Source organism: Ensifer sp. Root954 (assembly GCF_001429005.1).
In the GTDB taxonomy this organism is placed as follows: Bacteria; Pseudomonadota; Alphaproteobacteria; order Rhizobiales; family Rhizobiaceae; genus Ensifer; species Ensifer adhaerens.
In genome coordinates this window covers 340-13,311 of sequence record NZ_LMJM01000009.1, presented here as the reverse complement: position 1 = coordinate 13,311, position 12,972 = coordinate 340, and the positions used below count along the sequence as shown (strand labels likewise).

Here is a 12,972-nt window from a genome sequence, read left to right as displayed (position 1 = left end):
ACATATCGTCCGGCCGGATCGGCCGAACAAAGGTCAGGCAAACGCCCTTCCAAACTGCAAAAGGAGGCCGGCGTTTGACACCAGCCTCCCAATCTCCCTTTTCGGGAAATTACTTCTTCTTACCGGCAATCGCCTTCGCCGGACCCTTGCGGGTGCGAGCGTTGGTGTGGGTGCGCTGACCGCGAACCGGCAGGCCACGACGGTGACGCAGGCCGCGGTAGCAGCCGAGGTCCATCAGGCGCTTGATGTTCATCGAGGTCTCGCGACGCAGGTCACCTTCGACCTGGTAGTCGCGGTCAATCGTTTCGCGGATCTGCAGGACTTCAGCGTCCGTCAGCTGATGCACGCGACGATCAGCCGGAATACCGACCTTCTCGATGATTTCCTGTGCGAATTTCGGGCCGATCCCGTGAATGTAGGTCAGCGCAATAACTACGCGCTTTGCCGTCGGGATGTTGACGCCAGCGATACGTGCCACGTCTATTCTCCTTGCGTTCCAGTTGCCATCCGGCAATAGGTGCTTCGTTACGCGACCTCGAAGAGCCGCACGTTGATTGAGGTTCGAGACACGTCAAAAACGACCGTACCCGGACTTCATTTTCTTTGAAGACCGCGCCGACCGCTCTCATGTCGCGAGTTGGCGCTGTCTTTGGCGGAATCGGCCGGAAAAGTCAACTCCCCGGCAGTTCCTTTTCGGCAAAGACCAGTGTCTAAGCCAGAATCTTCTCGATCTCGGCGGTGACGGTGTTCACTTCCGCCATGCCATCAACCGTTCTGAGCTGCCCCGTTCCGGCGTAGTGCTCGGAGAGCGGCGCCGTCTTTTCACGGTACTCGGTCAGCCTGCGCTTGAAGGCTTCCGGATTGTCGTCCGAACGGACGGTGCCACCGGCTGCGATGGTTTCCGCTACGCGATTCTCCATCCGCTTTACAAGGGCTGCCTCGTCGACCTTGAGCTCGATTACGGCATCGAGCTTCAGACCCTTGCCCTCGAGCATCTTGCCGAGCGCAATCGCCTGCGGAACCGTGCGCGGGTAACCGTCGAGGATGAACCCCTTCGCGCAGTCCGGCTGGTCGATGCGATCCGACACGATTTCGTTGACGATCTCATCGGATACCAGCTGACCGGCATCCATGACCGCCTTCGCACGCTTGCCGACCTCGGTCGCCTGGGCGACGGCCGCCCGCAGCATATCTCCTGTGGAAAGCTGCGGAATGCCGTATCTCTCCGTCAGAAGCTTGGCCTGTGTCCCCTTGCCAGCGCCCGGCGGTCCCAAAAAAATCAGTCTCATCGTCCCCTCTTTCCTCCGCGCAGCTTCGACTTCTTGATCAGCCCCTCATATTGCTGTGCGATGAGGTGGCCCTGGATCTGTGCTACCGTATCAAGGGTGACGCTGACAACAATCAAAAGCGACGTACCACCAAGGTAGAACGGCACGCCGGTCTGAGCGATCAGAACTTCCGGCAGAATGCAGACGAAGATCAGATAGGCCGCACCGATCACGGTGATGCGCGTCAGGACATAATCGATATATTCCGCGGTACGCTCGCCCGGACGAATGCCCGGAATGAAGCCGCCGTGCTTCTTCAGATTGTCGGCCGTGTCCTTCGGATTGAACACGATCGCGGTGTAGAAGAAGGCGAAGAACGCGATCATCGCACCGTAGAGCACCATGTAGAGCGGCTTGCCGTGCGCAAGTGCGCCAACCACGGTGGTCGCCCACCCCGGCAGCGTCGCCGTGTTGGCAAAGCCTGCGAGCGTTGCCGGCAGAAGCAGCAGCGACGAGGCGAAGATCGCCGGGATGACGCCCGCGGTGTTGAGCTTCAGCGGCAGGTGCGAGGTGTCGCCCTGGAACATGCGGTTGCCGACCTGGCGCTTCGGATACTGGATCAGAAGCCGCCGCTGCGCACGTTCGACGAACACGATGAGCGCGATGACGCCGACGACCATGACGATGATCGCGAGGATCAGCGGGGTGGACAGAGCGCCGGTGCGGCCGAGTTCGAGCGTGCCGGCGAGAGCCGTCGGCAGATGTGCGACGATACCGGCGAAAATGATCAGCGAGATGCCGTTGCCGATGCCGCGCGAGGTGATCTGTTCACCGAGCCACATCAGGAACATGGTGCCGCCAAGCAGAGAAATGACGGTCGAAACACGGAAGAACCAACCCGGATCGTTGACGAGGCCGTTGCCGCTCTCGAGACCGACGGCGATGGCGTAAGCCTGCGCCGTGCCGAGAAGCACCGTGCCGTAACGGGTGTACTGGTTGATGATCTTGCGGCCCTGCTCGCCTTCCTTCTTCAGCTGTTCCAGTGCCGGAACGACAGAGGTCATCAGCTGAACGATAATCGAAGCAGAGATATAGGGCATGATGCCGAGCGCGAAGATCGCCATGCGCTCAACTGCACCGCCCGAAAACATGTTGAAGAGGCCGAGGATACCGCCGCTCTGGCCGCGGAATGCCTGGGCAAACGCTTCCGGGTTAAGACCGGGCAGCGGGATATAGGTGCCAAGACGGTAAACCAGAAGCGCACCAAGCGTGAACCAGAGCCGTTTCTTCAGATCTTCCGCCTTGGCGAAAGTCGAGAAATTCAGGTTCGAGGCGAGCTGTTCCGCTGCAGAAGCCATGCAATTCTCCGCGTACCAAATCTCGGAATCAGCGGGAACACCCGGTCCGTTCCGGAAGGACTAACTTTTCGTCTTGAAAACCGGACGCGAGGCGATTGTGTCTGCAATCGGATGCCTCACCGTGGTTTCCGCTATGTCCGCCGCGGCGAGCGATTCGCGCTTGCGGACGTGAGGCTCACATATGGGAGCAAAACCGCCCGGAGTGAAGCACCCCGGGCGGTTCATCAATAATATTATTCAGCAGCCGCAGCGAGCAGCTTGATCGAGCCGCCAGCCTTTTCGATCTTCTCGATCGCCGACTTGGAAGCACCGGCAACTTCGAGCGAAACCTTCGCCTTCAGTTCGCCGTCGGCCAGAACGCGGACGCCGTCCTTTTCGCGACGGATGACGCCGGCAGCCTTGAGGGCAGCTGCGTCAACGGTCTTGGAAGCGTCGAGCTTCTTGGCGTCGATTGCCGTCTGGATACGGCCGAGCGACACGACAACAAACTCCGAAGCGAAGATGTTGTTGAAGCCGCGCTTCGGCAGACGACGGTAGATCGGCATCTGGCCGCCTTCGAAGCCGTTGATGGCGACGCCCGAACGAGCCTTCTGACCCTTCACACCGCGACCGGCGGTCTTGCCGGAGCCCGAGCCGATACCACGGCCAAGACGCTTACGGCTGTGGGTCGAGCCTTCGTTGTCCTTGATTTCATTCAGTTTCATGAGCTTATCCCCCTCACTTCTCGTCGACGACGCGAACGAGGTGCTGGACAGTCCGGATCATGCCGCGGACAGACGGAGTGTCTTCCAGCGTGCGAACCCGGTGCATCTTGTTGAGGCCCAGACCGATCAGCGTCTGACGCTGTACGGCCGGACGGCGAATGGGGCTACCGATCTGCTCGACGGTAACGGTCTTCGCTGCGACTTCTTTCTTAGCCATCTGTCAGCTCCCTTATTCTTCGGAAGCAGCGCCGGAGGAAACACGACGAGCCTGGAGCGTGGCGTACTTCATGCCGCGCTGAGCTGCGATGTCCTTCGGGTGCATCTGGTTCTTGAGGGCGTCGAACGTTGCGCGAACCATGTTGTAGGGGTTCGACGAACCGGTCGACTTGGCAACGACGTCATGAACGCCGAGCGTTTCGAAGACGGCGCGCATCGGGCCACCAGCGATGATACCGGTACCGGCCTTGGCCGAACGCAGCAGCACCTTGCCGGCGCCATGACGGCCGTGAACGTCGTGATGCAGGGTACGACCACCACGCAGCGGGACGAAAATCAGGTCGCGCTTTGCGGCTTCGGTTGCCTTGCGGATGGCTTCCGGCACTTCGCGTGCCTTGCCATGACCGAAGCCAACGCGGCCCTTCTGGTCGCCAACGACGACGAGAGCGGCGAAACCGAAACGACGACCGCCCTTCACCACCTTGGCGACGCGGTTAATTGCTACGAGCTTATCGACAAATTCGCTGTCGCGCTCTTCGCGGTTCTGGCGATCTTCGCGAGAACCCTTTCTTTCCTGTGCCATTGTCCTTTTCCTTTTTCTTTTCCGGGTGCAATCGGCAGATTGACAAAAGTCGCCCCCGTCCGATGGATCGGATGCGACCGGAAACCTATGAGAGTGCCAGGCAGGCGCAACGCCCGCCTGGCGACCGATCAGAAGTTCAGACCACCTTCACGGGCAGCATCGGCCAAAGCCTTGATGCGGCCGTGATAGATGAAGGCGCCACGATCAAAGACAACGTCCTTGACGCCAGCCTTAGCGGCACGCTCAGCGATGAGCTTGCCGACGGCAGCAGCAGCTGCCGTGTCAGCGCCCGTCTTCAACGACGAACGCAGATCGGTATCGAGCGTGGAGGCAGACGCAAGCGTCTTGCCGGCCACGTCGTCGATAACCTGTACGTAGATGTTCTTCGACGAGCGATGAACCGACAGGCGCGGACGGCCATTGGCGACCGCCTTGATTTGACGGCGCACGCGGTTGGCGCGACGCACAAGAGTATCTTTCCTGCTAGCCATTTCGCGTGATCCTTACTTCTTCTTGCCTTCTTTGCGGACAATCCGCTCTTCGGCATACTTGACGCCCTTGCCCTTGTAGGGCTCGGGGCCGCGGTATTCGCGGATTTCCGCGGCAACCTGGCCGACCTGCTGCTTGTTGATGCCGGACACGATGATTTCGGTCGGCTTCGGAACAGCAATCGTGATGCCTTCCGGGGTCTGGTAGACGACGTCGTGGCTGAAGCCGAGCGCCAGCTGCAGGTTCTTGCCCTGCAGCGACGCACGATAACCAACGCCGTTGATTTCGAGCTTGCGCTCGTAACCGTCCTTGACGCCCTTGAAGATGTTCTCGATCATCGTGCGGGACATGCCCCACTTCGAACGAGCATCCTTGCTCTGGCTGAGCGGCTGTACAACAACCGCATTTTCTTCGAGCTTTACCGATACTTCGTCGTTTGCAACAAAGAACAGTTCGCCCTTCGGGCCCTTCGCCGTTACCTTCTGGCCATCAACGCTTGCCGTGACGCCTGCCGGAACCTGAACGGGCTTCTTACCGATACGAGACATTTTTATACCTGTCTGTTCGCTATGGAGAACTTGCTACCGTCTTCGATTAGAAGACGGAGCAAAGGATCTCGCCACCAACATTCTGTTCGCGTGCCTGATGATCGGCCATCACGCCCTTCGGGGTCGAAAGGATGGTGATGCCGAGGCCGTTCGCGACCTGCGGAATGGACTTAACCGAGACATAAACTCGGCGGCCCGGCTTGGAGACGCGTCCGATCTCACGGATCACGGAAGCGCCTTCGTAGTACTTCAGTTCGATGTTCAGCTCGGCCTTGCCGTTGCCGAATACGACTTCGGAGTAACCACGGATGTAGCCTTCAGCCTGAAGAACATCCAGAACACGTGCACGGAGCTTCGAAGCCGGCGTGGAAACGCTCGACTTGCGGCGAGCCGCGCCGTTACGGATACGGGTGAGCATATCGCCCAGCGGATCAGTCATTGCCATGTGCCCGTCTCCTTACCAGCTCGACTTGACAATACCCGGCACCTTGCCGAGGTTGCCCAGTTCGCGAAGCGCAATACGCGACATACGAAGTTTACGATAGAAGGCGCGCGGACGGCCGGTAACTTCGCAACGGTTGCGGATGCGGGTCTTGGATCCATCGCGCGGCAGGCCTGCCAGCTTGATGGTTGCCTTGAACCGCTCTTCAATCGGCAGAGACTGGTTCATGATGGTCGCCTTCAGAGCGGCACGCTTTGCAGCCTGCGAGGCAACCAGTTTGCGGCGGCGCTTGTTCTTTTCAACTGCGCTCGTTTTCGCCATTACAGTTATCCTTCTTTACGCTTGTCGTTACGGATTACTGACGGAACGGGAAGTTGAACTCTGTGAGCAGAGCGCGAGCTTCGTCGTCGTTAGTCGCCGTCGTGCAAACGATGATGTCCATGCCCCACATCTGATCAACCTTGTCGTAGTTGATCTCAGGGAACACAATGTGTTCCTTGACGCCCATGGCGAAGTTGCCACGTCCGTCAAAGGACTTCGGATTGAGGCCACGGAAGTCGCGAACGCGCGGAAGCGCGATGTTCACGAGGCGATCCAGGAACTCAAACATCCGAACGCCGCGCAGGGTAACCTTGGCACCGATCGGCATACCTTCGCGCAGCTTGAAGCCTGCGATGGAGTTGCGAGCGCGGGTGATTACCGGCTTCTGACCAGCAATCGCTGCGAGGTCGGCTGCAGCAACGGTCGGCTTCTTGGAGTCGCCCGTCGATTCGCCAACGCCCATGTTGATGACGATCTTGTCGAGGCGCGGGATCTGCATTTCGTTGGCGTAGGAGAACTTCTCCTGCATAGCCGCACGAATACGCTCGACATATTCCTTCTTGAGCCGCGGCTCGTAAGCGGACTTAGCCATCGATCACTACTCCCGAACGCTTGGCCACGCGGACCTTCTTGTCGCCATCGATCTTGAAACCGACGCGGGTCGGCTTGCCGTCCTTCGGATCGGCAATCGCGATGTTCGAAAGATGGATCGAGGCTTCCTTGTTGATGATGCCGGCTTCCTGGCTCTGGGTCTGGCGCTGGTGACGCTTCACCATGTTTACGCCACGCACGACAGCCCGGTCTTCCTTCGGCATTACCTGTACGACTTCGCCGGTACGACCCTTGTCCTTACCGGTGAGAACGACGACTTTGTCGCCTTTGCGAATCTTTTGCATCTCTCAACGCTCCCTTAGAGTACTTCTGGAGCCAGCGAGATGATCTTCATGTGGTTCTTGGCGCGAAGTTCGCGCGGAACCGGTCCGAAGATACGGGTGCCGATCGGCTCTTTCTTGTTATCGATAAGAACGGCTGCGTTGGTGTCAAAGCGGATGACAGAGCCATCCGGACGGCGGATGTCCTTCGCAGTGCGAACGACAACAGCCTTCATGACATCACCCTTCTTTACGCGGCCGCGCGGAATGGCTTCCTTGATCGAAACGACAATGATGTCGCCGACCGACGCATACTTGCGCTTGGAGCCGCCCAGCACCTTGATGCACATGACACGACGTGCGCCGGAATTATCCGCCACGTCGAGGTTTGTTTGCATCTGAATCATGTCAGGTCGCCTTCTTGTTGTTACCAGGCCGGTTGGGTCGAAACCCCCTCGCCCGGCTTATAGTGCTCATCTCAAAGCAAAAGAACGCCCGGAATCGAGCGTTCCCCTGCTTCAATTGCGTGCTTCATACAGGTATTTTCCCAAGACGCAAGGGTCTTGGCGTCAAAACCTGCTGAAATCAAGCGTGGGCGGCGACTACCGTCCAGCGCTTATCCTTCGAGATCGGCGCACATTCCTCGATGGAAACGACGTCACCAACCTTGTACTGGTTGTTTTCGTCATGCGCCTTGTACTTCTTGGAGCGACGGACGGTCTTCTGGAGGATCGGATGCGCAAAGCGGCGCTCGACCCGTACGACGACGGTCTTGTCGTTCTTGTCGCTGACAACAGTGCCCTGCAGAATGCGTTTCGGCATATTTTCTGGTCCTTAGGCCTTGGCTTCTGCCGCCTTCTGGCGGGCAATGGTTTTGACGCGTGCGATGTCCTTGCGGACTTCGTTGATACGCGAAGACTTCTCGAGCTGGCCGGTTGCCTTCTGGAAGCGCAGGTTGAACTGCTCCTTCTTCAGCTTGGCGAGCTCTTCGTTGAGTTGATCGGCGCTCAGGGCGCGAACATCTACGGCTTTCATGAGTTCACTCCTTACTCTGCGATACGCTGCACGAAGCGCGTCTTGACAGAGAGCTTGGCAGCGCCAAGACGAAGTGCCTCACGGGCAAGTTCTTCGCTGACACCATCGATCTCAAACATCATTCGGCCGGGCTTGACCTTGCATGCCCAGTATTCGACCGAACCCTTACCCTTACCCATGCGGACTTCCGTCGGCTTGGCGGTGACCGGAACGTCAGGGAACACACGGATCCAGACGCGGCCGGCGCGCTTCATGTGACGCGTGATCGCGCGGCGGGCCGCTTCGATCTCGCGTGCATTCACGCGGTTGGGTTCCTGAGCCTTAAGGCCGAATTCGCCGAAAGCGAGATCAGATCCGCCCTTGGCTACGCCCTTGATGCGGCCCTTGAACTGCTTGCGATACTTCGTACGCTTTGGCTGCAACATTTTTTTACTTCTCCGATATTGGCTGCCAAACGCGAATGTTACGCGTTTTCACGACGGCGGTCACGATCGCCACGGTCGCGATCACGGCCTGCCGGGCCCTGGTTGTCACTTTCGATCGCGCGACGCTCCGAAGCCATCGGATCGTGCTCAAGGATTTCGCCCTTGAAGATCCAGACCTTGATGCCGCAGATACCGAAAGCGGTTTCCGCTTCAGCCGTGCCGTAGTCGATGTCCGCACGCAGCGTGTGCAGCGGAACGCGACCTTCGCGGTACCATTCGGTACGAGCGATTTCGGCGCCACCGAGGCGGCCGGCGCAGGTGATCTTGATGCCTTCGGCGCCAAGACGCATGGCCGACTGAACAGCGCGCTTCATCGCACGGCGGAAAGCCACGCGGCGCTCGAGCTGCTGGGCAATCGACTGAGCGACGAGGGTCGCGTCGACTTCCGGCTTGCGCACTTCAACGATGTTGAGGTGCGTCTCGGAGCTGGTCATCTCGGAAAGCTTCTTGCGGAGCTTCTCGATGTCAGCGCCCTTCTTGCCGATGATCAGGCCCGGACGAGCGGAGTGGATCGTGACGCGGCACTTCTTGTGCGGACGCTCGATTACCACCTTGGCGATGCCGGCAGCCTTCAGTTCTTCCATCAGGTAAGCGCGGATCTTCAGGTCTTCGTGAAGAAGCTGGCCGTATTCGGCGTTGTCCGCGAACCAGCGGCTGTCCCAGGTCCGGTTGATACCGAGACGGAAGCCGATCGGATTAATCTTCTGACCCATTATGCGGCCTCCCCTTTGGCTTCCACTTCACGGACGACGATCGTCAAGTGCGAGAACGGCTTTTCGACACGCGATGCACGGCCGCGACCACGAGCGTGGAAGCGCTTCATGACAATCGACTTGCCAACGTAAGCTTCTGCAACGACGAGCGAATCGACGTCGAGATCGTGGTTGTTCTCCGCGTTTGCGATGGCAGATTCAAGGGTCTTCTTGACCGTCTCTGCAATGCGCTTGCGGGAGAATTCCAGTTCGGCCAGAGCGCGATCGACCTTCTTGCCGCGGATCATCGCGGCAACCAGGTTGAGCTTCTGGGGGCTGACGCGGATCGTGCGCGCAACTGCCTGCGCCTCATTATCCTTCAGCCGGCGTTCGGCTTTTGCCTTGCCCATTGTTACTTCCTCTTTGCCTTCTTGTCCGCACCGTGACCGTAGTAGGTCCGGGTCGGAGAGAATTCACCAAACTTGTGGCCGACCATGTCTTCGTTGACGCTGACCGGAACGTGCTTGCTGCCGTTGTAGACGCCGAAGGTGAGACCGACAAACTGCGGAAGGATCGTGGAGCGACGGCTCCAGATCTTGATCACTTCGTTGCGACCGCCTTCGCGGACCTTCTCAGCCTTCTTGAGAAGATAACCGTCAACGAACGGACCTTTCCATACTGAACGAGTCATTCGAGACTTCCTCTCTTACTTCTTCTTCTGGTGGCGCGAGCGCATGATGAACTTGTCGGTCGACTTGTTCGAGCGCGTACGCTTACCCTTCGTGGGCTTGCCCCACGGGGTAACCGGGTGACGACCACCCGAGGTACGGCCTTCACCACCGCCGTGCGGGTGGTCAACCGGGTTCATGACGACACCGCGAACGTGCGGCTTCTTGCCACGCCAACGCGAACGACCAGCCTTACCGTCATTGATGTTGCCGTGGTCGGGGTTCGACACGGCGCCGATCGAGGCGAGGCAGGAACCATGCACCAGGCGCTGTTCACCAGAGTTCAGGCGAAGGATCGCCATGCCCTGGTCGCGGCCAACGAGCTGTGCGTAGGTACCGGCGGAGCGTGCCATCTGGCCGCCCTTGCCCGGCTTCATTTCCACGTTGTGGATGATGGAGCCGACCGGGATGTACTGCAGCGGCATCGTGTTGCCGGGCTTCACGTCAACGGCCTTTTCCGAAGCGATGACCTTGTCGCCAGCAGCAAGGCGCTGCGGAGCGAGGATGTAGGCCTTTTCGCCGTCGGCGTAGTTGACGAGCGCGATGAACGCGGTGCGGTTCGGGTCGTATTCCAGACGCTCGACCGTGCCTTCAACGTCGAACTTGCGACGCTTGAAGTCCACCAGACGATAGGTGCGCTTGTGACCGCCGCCCTGGAAGCGAACGGTGATGCGACCGAGGTTGTTGCGACCGCCCTTGGAGGACAGGCCCTCGGTCAGCGCCTTTACCGGCTTGCCCTTGTAGAGGCCGGACCGGTCAACGATGACCAGCTGGCGCTGGCTCGGGGTCGTCGGATTGAAACTTTTCAATGCCATTTTCTTGTTCCCTTTTGGGTTTTTACCCTAATGGGCCTATCCGTTAGAGACCGGTGGAGACGTCGATGGACTGACCGTCGGCGAGCGTAATGACCGCCTTCTTCACGTCCTTCTGCTTTCCGGCAAAGCCGCGGAAACGCTTCGTCTTGCCCTTGCGGACCAGCGTGTTCACGGCCGTAACCTTGACGCCGAACAGAGCTTCGACTGCAGCCTTGATTTCAGGCTTCGAAGCGTCCTTGGCGACGTTGAAGACGACCTGGTTCTGTTCGGAAACCAGCGTCGACTTTTCAGTGATCGAGGGGGACACGATCACGTCGTAGTGGCGAAGATCCGTCATTTGAACCGCTCCTCCAGAGCTTCCACGGCAGCCTTGGAAAGCACGAGCTTGCCACGGCGCAGAATGTCGTAAACGTTGATGCCCTGAACCGGCAGAACGTCCACGTTCGGGATGTTCTGGGCTGCGAGCTTGAAGTTGTTCTCGATCTCGGCGCCGCCGATGATGAGAGCGTTGGTGAGGCCGAGCGACGCGAATACGCCGGCGAGAGCCTTCGTCTTGGCTTCCTTGGCAACGAGATCGTCGATGACGATGATCTCTTCAGCCTTCAGCTTGGCCGAGAGTGCATGGCGCAGGCCGAGGGCGCGAACCTTCTTCGGCAGGTCATGGGCGTGGCTGCGGACAACCGGGCCATGAGCCTTGCCACCGCCGCGGAACTGCGGAGCACGCGCGGAGTGGTGGCGGGCGCGGCCCGTACCCTTCTGCTTGTACATCTTGGCGCCGGTGCGGGACACTTCAGCGCGGCCCTTGGCCTTGTGCGTGCCCTGCTGCTTCTTGGCGAGCTGCCAGCGAACGACGCGGGCAATGATGTCTTCACGGGGTTCGAGGCCGAAAATGGCGTCAGAAAGAGAAACCTTTCCTGCGTCCTTGCCCTCGAGGGTTTTGACGTTGAGATCCATTATTCGGCTCCCTTACTTCGATGCTTCGGCGCGCACAGCGGCCGGACGCGGAGCGCCTTCCGGGGTGCCCGACTTGATGGCGTCACGAACGACGATCCAGGCACCCTTGGAGCCGGGGACAGCGCCCTTGACCAGGATCAGACCGCGGTCTTCATCGGTCGATACGACTTCGAGGTTCTGAGTGGTGACGCGCGTCTGGCCCATGTGACCAGCCATGCGCTTGCCCTTCCAAACGCGGCCCGGGTCCTGGTTGGAACCGGTAGAACCATGCGAACGGTGCGATACGGAAACGCCGTGCGTTGCACGCAGACCGCCGAAGTTGTGGCGCTTGATGGCGCCGGCAAAGCCCTTACCGATCGTGGTACCGGTGACGTCGACGAGCTGACCGGCGACGAAATGGTTCGCCGTCAGTTCTGCACCGATGTCGATCAGGTTGTCCGCGGAAACGCGGAACTCGACGAGCTTCGCCTTCGGCTCGACGTTGGCAGCAGCAAAGTGGCCGCGCATCGCCTTCGGCGTGTTCTTGACCTTGGAGCGGCCAGCACCGAGCTGGACAGCAACGTAGCCGTTCTTTTCTTCCGTACGCTGGGCTACCACCTGGCAGCTTTCCAGCTTCAAAACTGTAACCGGGATATGCTCACCGGCGTCGTTATAGACGCGGGTCATTCCCACTTTCTGTGCAATCACACCTGAACGCATTGGTTCATTCCTCTTGAGAGTTAGTGACGGAGCGAGCCCCCTCACATCTCTGGTTTAAGGTTTCCTTGAGATCATCCGATCTTGAGGTCGCCCGTTTTTGGAAGCCGTTGGACCGAGGCCCACGTACCTTCCTTGTTTATTAAAGCTTGATTTCCACGTCGACGCCGGCAGCCAGGTCGAGCTTCATCAGCGCGTCAACGGTCTGCGGGGTCGGGTCTACGATATCGAGAAGGCGCTTGTGGGTGCGCATTTCGAACTGTTCACGGCTCTTCTTGTCGACGTGCGGCGAGCGGTTGACCGTAAACTTTTCAATGCGCGTCGGCAGCGGTACGGGACCGCGCACGCTTGCACCGGTACGCTTTGCAGTCGACACGATTTCGCGCGTCGAGGCGTCGAGGATCCGGTGATCAAACGCCTTGAGGCGGATGCGGATGTTCTGGCCGTTCATACGACTTATCCTTGTTCAGGTTACTTGCGGTTTCCGTGGAAAAACACGCAGTGAACTTCGTTTAATTTCGGCCAGTCCGCTAACTTTTCAAAGATCGGAGGGACAGGGTTTCCCCTGCCCCTTCCTATTTGAGCGGCCGTGGCCGGCCTGTCTTTCTGTGAGCGCACAACGTCGAAGCACCGTGCAAATCACGCGTGGGCGCCATTTGCACTATTTCGTCGTCTTCGGCAAGCCGTGCGACCAACTAAATCTTTCGGGGCGGGTATGTCCAAGGCGCATAGCACATGCGCCTTGTGTCTTCCCGCCCTCAGTCTC

24 protein-coding genes are annotated in these 12,972 nt (G+C 59.3%); all 24 read right to left on the bottom strand.

Annotation, left to right across the window (positions count from 1 at the left end):
* Positions 1-109 precede the first annotated feature (109 nt).
* The 24 genes from rpsM to rpsJ all read right to left on the bottom strand — a co-directional run bounded on the left by rpsM (position 110) and on the right by rpsJ (position 12,657).
* On the bottom strand, positions 110-478 hold the full coding sequence (gene rpsM, locus ASE71_RS05775; RefSeq protein ID WP_034795586.1) for a 30S ribosomal protein S13: 369 nt from the start codon (positions 476-478) through the stop codon (positions 110-112).
* 232 nt (positions 479-710) lie between these two features.
* The gene (locus tag ASE71_RS05770; protein WP_034795582.1) at positions 711-1,289 is read right to left on the bottom strand and encodes an adenylate kinase; all 579 of its coding nucleotides are present in this window, start codon (positions 1,287-1,289) and stop codon (positions 711-713) included.
* Entirely contained in the window at positions 1,286-2,626 is a 1,341-nt protein-coding gene (gene secY, locus ASE71_RS05765) for a preprotein translocase subunit SecY (RefSeq protein ID WP_034795578.1), read from the bottom strand. The genes ASE71_RS05770 and secY overlap by 4 nt, the downstream gene beginning before the upstream one ends.
* Positions 2,627-2,859: 233 nt before the next feature.
* Positions 2,860-3,330, bottom strand: a complete 471-nt coding sequence (gene rplO, locus ASE71_RS05760) for a 50S ribosomal protein L15 (RefSeq protein ID WP_034795576.1) — start codon at positions 3,328-3,330, stop codon at positions 2,860-2,862.
* 13 nt (positions 3,331-3,343) lie between these two features.
* Positions 3,344-3,547 carry a 50S ribosomal protein L30 gene (rpmD, locus tag ASE71_RS05755; protein ID WP_043623384.1) on the bottom strand — a complete coding sequence of 68 codons (204 nt, stop codon included), beginning with the start codon at positions 3,545-3,547 and terminating at the stop codon, positions 3,344-3,346.
* A 12-nt stretch (positions 3,548-3,559) separates the two neighbouring features.
* Positions 3,560-4,129, bottom strand: a complete 570-nt coding sequence (gene rpsE / locus ASE71_RS05750) for a 30S ribosomal protein S5 (RefSeq protein WP_034795569.1) — start codon at positions 4,127-4,129, stop codon at positions 3,560-3,562.
* A gap of 128 nt (positions 4,130-4,257) precedes the next feature.
* Positions 4,258-4,620 (bottom strand): 50S ribosomal protein L18, encoded by a 363-nt coding sequence (rplR, locus tag ASE71_RS05745; protein ID WP_034795567.1) that lies wholly within the window; start codon positions 4,618-4,620, stop codon positions 4,258-4,260.
* Between the two features lie 12 nt (positions 4,621-4,632).
* A complete protein-coding gene (rplF, locus tag ASE71_RS05740; protein ID WP_034795564.1) occupies positions 4,633-5,166 on the bottom strand; it encodes a 50S ribosomal protein L6 in 534 nt (177 codons plus the stop codon).
* Positions 5,167-5,212: 46 nt separating this feature from the next.
* On the bottom strand, positions 5,213-5,611 hold the full coding sequence (rpsH, locus tag ASE71_RS05735; protein ID WP_025426677.1) for a 30S ribosomal protein S8: 399 nt from the start codon (positions 5,609-5,611) through the stop codon (positions 5,213-5,215).
* 12 nt (positions 5,612-5,623) lie between these two features.
* Complete coding sequence (gene rpsN / locus ASE71_RS05730) at positions 5,624-5,929, bottom strand: 30S ribosomal protein S14 (protein WP_034795562.1); 306 nt, start codon at positions 5,927-5,929, stop codon at positions 5,624-5,626.
* Between the two features lie 34 nt (positions 5,930-5,963).
* Positions 5,964-6,521 carry a 50S ribosomal protein L5 gene (gene rplE, locus ASE71_RS05725; RefSeq protein WP_034795552.1) on the bottom strand — a complete coding sequence of 186 codons (558 nt, stop codon included), beginning with the start codon at positions 6,519-6,521 and terminating at the stop codon, positions 5,964-5,966.
* Positions 6,514-6,825 carry a 50S ribosomal protein L24 gene (gene rplX, locus ASE71_RS05720; RefSeq protein ID WP_025426674.1) on the bottom strand — a complete coding sequence of 104 codons (312 nt, stop codon included), beginning with the start codon at positions 6,823-6,825 and terminating at the stop codon, positions 6,514-6,516. The genes rplE and rplX overlap by 8 nt, the downstream gene beginning before the upstream one ends.
* A 14-nt stretch (positions 6,826-6,839) precedes the next feature.
* Entirely contained in the window at positions 6,840-7,208 is a 369-nt protein-coding gene (rplN, locus tag ASE71_RS05715) for a 50S ribosomal protein L14 (protein WP_034795548.1), read from the bottom strand.
* Between the two features lie 178 nt (positions 7,209-7,386).
* Entirely contained in the window at positions 7,387-7,623 is a 237-nt protein-coding gene (gene rpsQ, locus ASE71_RS05710; RefSeq protein ID WP_034795546.1) for a 30S ribosomal protein S17, read from the bottom strand.
* 12 nt (positions 7,624-7,635) lie between these two features.
* The gene (rpmC, locus tag ASE71_RS05705; protein ID WP_034795543.1) at positions 7,636-7,836 is read right to left on the bottom strand and encodes a 50S ribosomal protein L29; all 201 of its coding nucleotides are present in this window, start codon (positions 7,834-7,836) and stop codon (positions 7,636-7,638) included.
* Positions 7,837-7,847: 11 nt separating this feature from the next.
* The gene (gene rplP / locus ASE71_RS05700; protein WP_011975175.1) at positions 7,848-8,261 is read right to left on the bottom strand and encodes a 50S ribosomal protein L16; all 414 of its coding nucleotides are present in this window, start codon (positions 8,259-8,261) and stop codon (positions 7,848-7,850) included.
* Between the two features lie 38 nt (positions 8,262-8,299).
* Entirely contained in the window at positions 8,300-9,034 is a 735-nt protein-coding gene (rpsC, locus tag ASE71_RS05695; protein WP_034795537.1) for a 30S ribosomal protein S3, read from the bottom strand.
* Complete coding sequence (rplV, locus tag ASE71_RS05690) at positions 9,034-9,423, bottom strand: 50S ribosomal protein L22 (protein WP_034795534.1); 390 nt, start codon at positions 9,421-9,423, stop codon at positions 9,034-9,036. The genes rpsC and rplV overlap by 1 nt, the downstream gene beginning before the upstream one ends.
* Positions 9,424-9,425: 2 nt before the next feature.
* On the bottom strand, positions 9,426-9,704 hold the full coding sequence (rpsS, locus tag ASE71_RS05685; RefSeq protein WP_018239488.1) for a 30S ribosomal protein S19: 279 nt from the start codon (positions 9,702-9,704) through the stop codon (positions 9,426-9,428).
* Between the two features lie 15 nt (positions 9,705-9,719).
* On the bottom strand, positions 9,720-10,556 hold the full coding sequence (gene rplB, locus ASE71_RS05680; RefSeq protein WP_034795526.1) for a 50S ribosomal protein L2: 837 nt from the start codon (positions 10,554-10,556) through the stop codon (positions 9,720-9,722).
* A gap of 43 nt (positions 10,557-10,599) precedes the next feature.
* Positions 10,600-10,893: a 50S ribosomal protein L23 gene (locus tag ASE71_RS05675; RefSeq protein ID WP_034795524.1), complete on the bottom strand. Its 294-nt coding sequence runs from the start codon at positions 10,891-10,893 to the stop codon at positions 10,600-10,602.
* A complete protein-coding gene (gene rplD, locus ASE71_RS05670) occupies positions 10,890-11,510 on the bottom strand; it encodes a 50S ribosomal protein L4 (protein ID WP_034795521.1) in 621 nt (206 codons plus the stop codon). Before rplD ends, ASE71_RS05675 begins: the two co-directional genes overlap by 4 nt.
* Before the next feature lie 12 nt (positions 11,511-11,522).
* Positions 11,523-12,209 (bottom strand): 50S ribosomal protein L3, encoded by a 687-nt coding sequence (rplC, locus tag ASE71_RS05665; protein ID WP_034795518.1) that lies wholly within the window; start codon positions 12,207-12,209, stop codon positions 11,523-11,525.
* Between the two features lie 139 nt (positions 12,210-12,348).
* Positions 12,349-12,657: a 30S ribosomal protein S10 gene (gene rpsJ / locus ASE71_RS05660; RefSeq protein ID WP_003507767.1), complete on the bottom strand. Its 309-nt coding sequence runs from the start codon at positions 12,655-12,657 to the stop codon at positions 12,349-12,351.
* Positions 12,658-12,972 lie beyond the last annotated feature (315 nt).

Bases quoted from the DNA above. Each gene is read 5' to 3' on its own strand.
- ASE71_RS05770 (WP_034795582.1), bottom strand. From the start codon at position 1,289: ATGAGACTGATTTTTTTGGGACCGCCGGGCGCTGGCAAGGGGACACAG.
- secY (WP_034795578.1), bottom strand. From the start codon at position 2,626: ATGGCTTCTGCAGCGGAACAGCTCGCCTCGAACCTGAATTTCTCGACT.
- rplO (WP_034795576.1), bottom strand. From the start codon at position 3,330: ATGAAACTGAATGAAATCAAGGACAACGAAGGCTCGACCCACAGCCGT.
- rpmD (WP_043623384.1), bottom strand. From the start codon at position 3,547: ATGGCTAAGAAAGAAGTCGCAGCGAAGACCGTTACCGTCGAGCAGATC.
- rpsE (WP_034795569.1), bottom strand. From the start codon at position 4,129: ATGGCACAGGAAAGAAAGGGTTCTCGCGAAGATCGCCAGAACCGCGAA.
- rplR (WP_034795567.1), bottom strand. From the start codon at position 4,620: ATGGCTAGCAGGAAAGATACTCTTGTGCGTCGCGCCAACCGCGTGCGC.
- rplF (WP_034795564.1), bottom strand. From the start codon at position 5,166: ATGTCTCGTATCGGTAAGAAGCCCGTTCAGGTTCCGGCAGGCGTCACG.
- rpsH (WP_025426677.1), bottom strand. From the start codon at position 5,611: ATGGCAATGACTGATCCGCTGGGCGATATGCTCACCCGTATCCGTAAC.
- rpsN (WP_034795562.1), bottom strand. From the start codon at position 5,929: ATGGCGAAAACGAGCGCAGTTGAAAAGAACAAGCGCCGCCGCAAACTG.
- rplE (WP_034795552.1), bottom strand. From the start codon at position 6,521: ATGGCTAAGTCCGCTTACGAGCCGCGGCTCAAGAAGGAATATGTCGAG.
- rplX (WP_025426674.1), bottom strand. From the start codon at position 6,825: ATGCAAAAGATTCGCAAAGGCGACAAAGTCGTCGTTCTCACCGGTAAG.
- rplN (WP_034795548.1), bottom strand. From the start codon at position 7,208: ATGATTCAGATGCAAACAAACCTCGACGTGGCGGATAATTCCGGCGCA.
- rpsQ (WP_034795546.1), bottom strand. From the start codon at position 7,623: ATGCCGAAACGCATTCTGCAGGGCACTGTTGTCAGCGACAAGAACGAC.
- rpmC (WP_034795543.1), bottom strand. From the start codon at position 7,836: ATGAAAGCCGTAGATGTTCGCGCCCTGAGCGCCGATCAACTCAACGAA.
- rplP (WP_011975175.1), bottom strand. From the start codon at position 8,261: ATGTTGCAGCCAAAGCGTACGAAGTATCGCAAGCAGTTCAAGGGCCGC.
- rpsC (WP_034795537.1), bottom strand. From the start codon at position 9,034: ATGGGTCAGAAGATTAATCCGATCGGCTTCCGTCTCGGTATCAACCGG.
- rplV (WP_034795534.1), bottom strand. From the start codon at position 9,423: ATGGGCAAGGCAAAAGCCGAACGCCGGCTGAAGGATAATGAGGCGCAG.
- rpsS (WP_018239488.1), bottom strand. From the start codon at position 9,704: ATGACTCGTTCAGTATGGAAAGGTCCGTTCGTTGACGGTTATCTTCTC.
- rplB (WP_034795526.1), bottom strand. From the start codon at position 10,556: ATGGCATTGAAAAGTTTCAATCCGACGACCCCGAGCCAGCGCCAGCTG.
- ASE71_RS05675 (WP_034795524.1), bottom strand. From the start codon at position 10,893: ATGACGGATCTTCGCCACTACGACGTGATCGTGTCCCCCTCGATCACT.
- rplD (WP_034795521.1), bottom strand. From the start codon at position 11,510: ATGGATCTCAACGTCAAAACCCTCGAGGGCAAGGACGCAGGAAAGGTT.
- rplC (WP_034795518.1), bottom strand. From the start codon at position 12,209: ATGCGTTCAGGTGTGATTGCACAGAAAGTGGGAATGACCCGCGTCTAT.
- rpsJ (WP_003507767.1), bottom strand. From the start codon at position 12,657: ATGAACGGCCAGAACATCCGCATCCGCCTCAAGGCGTTTGATCACCGG.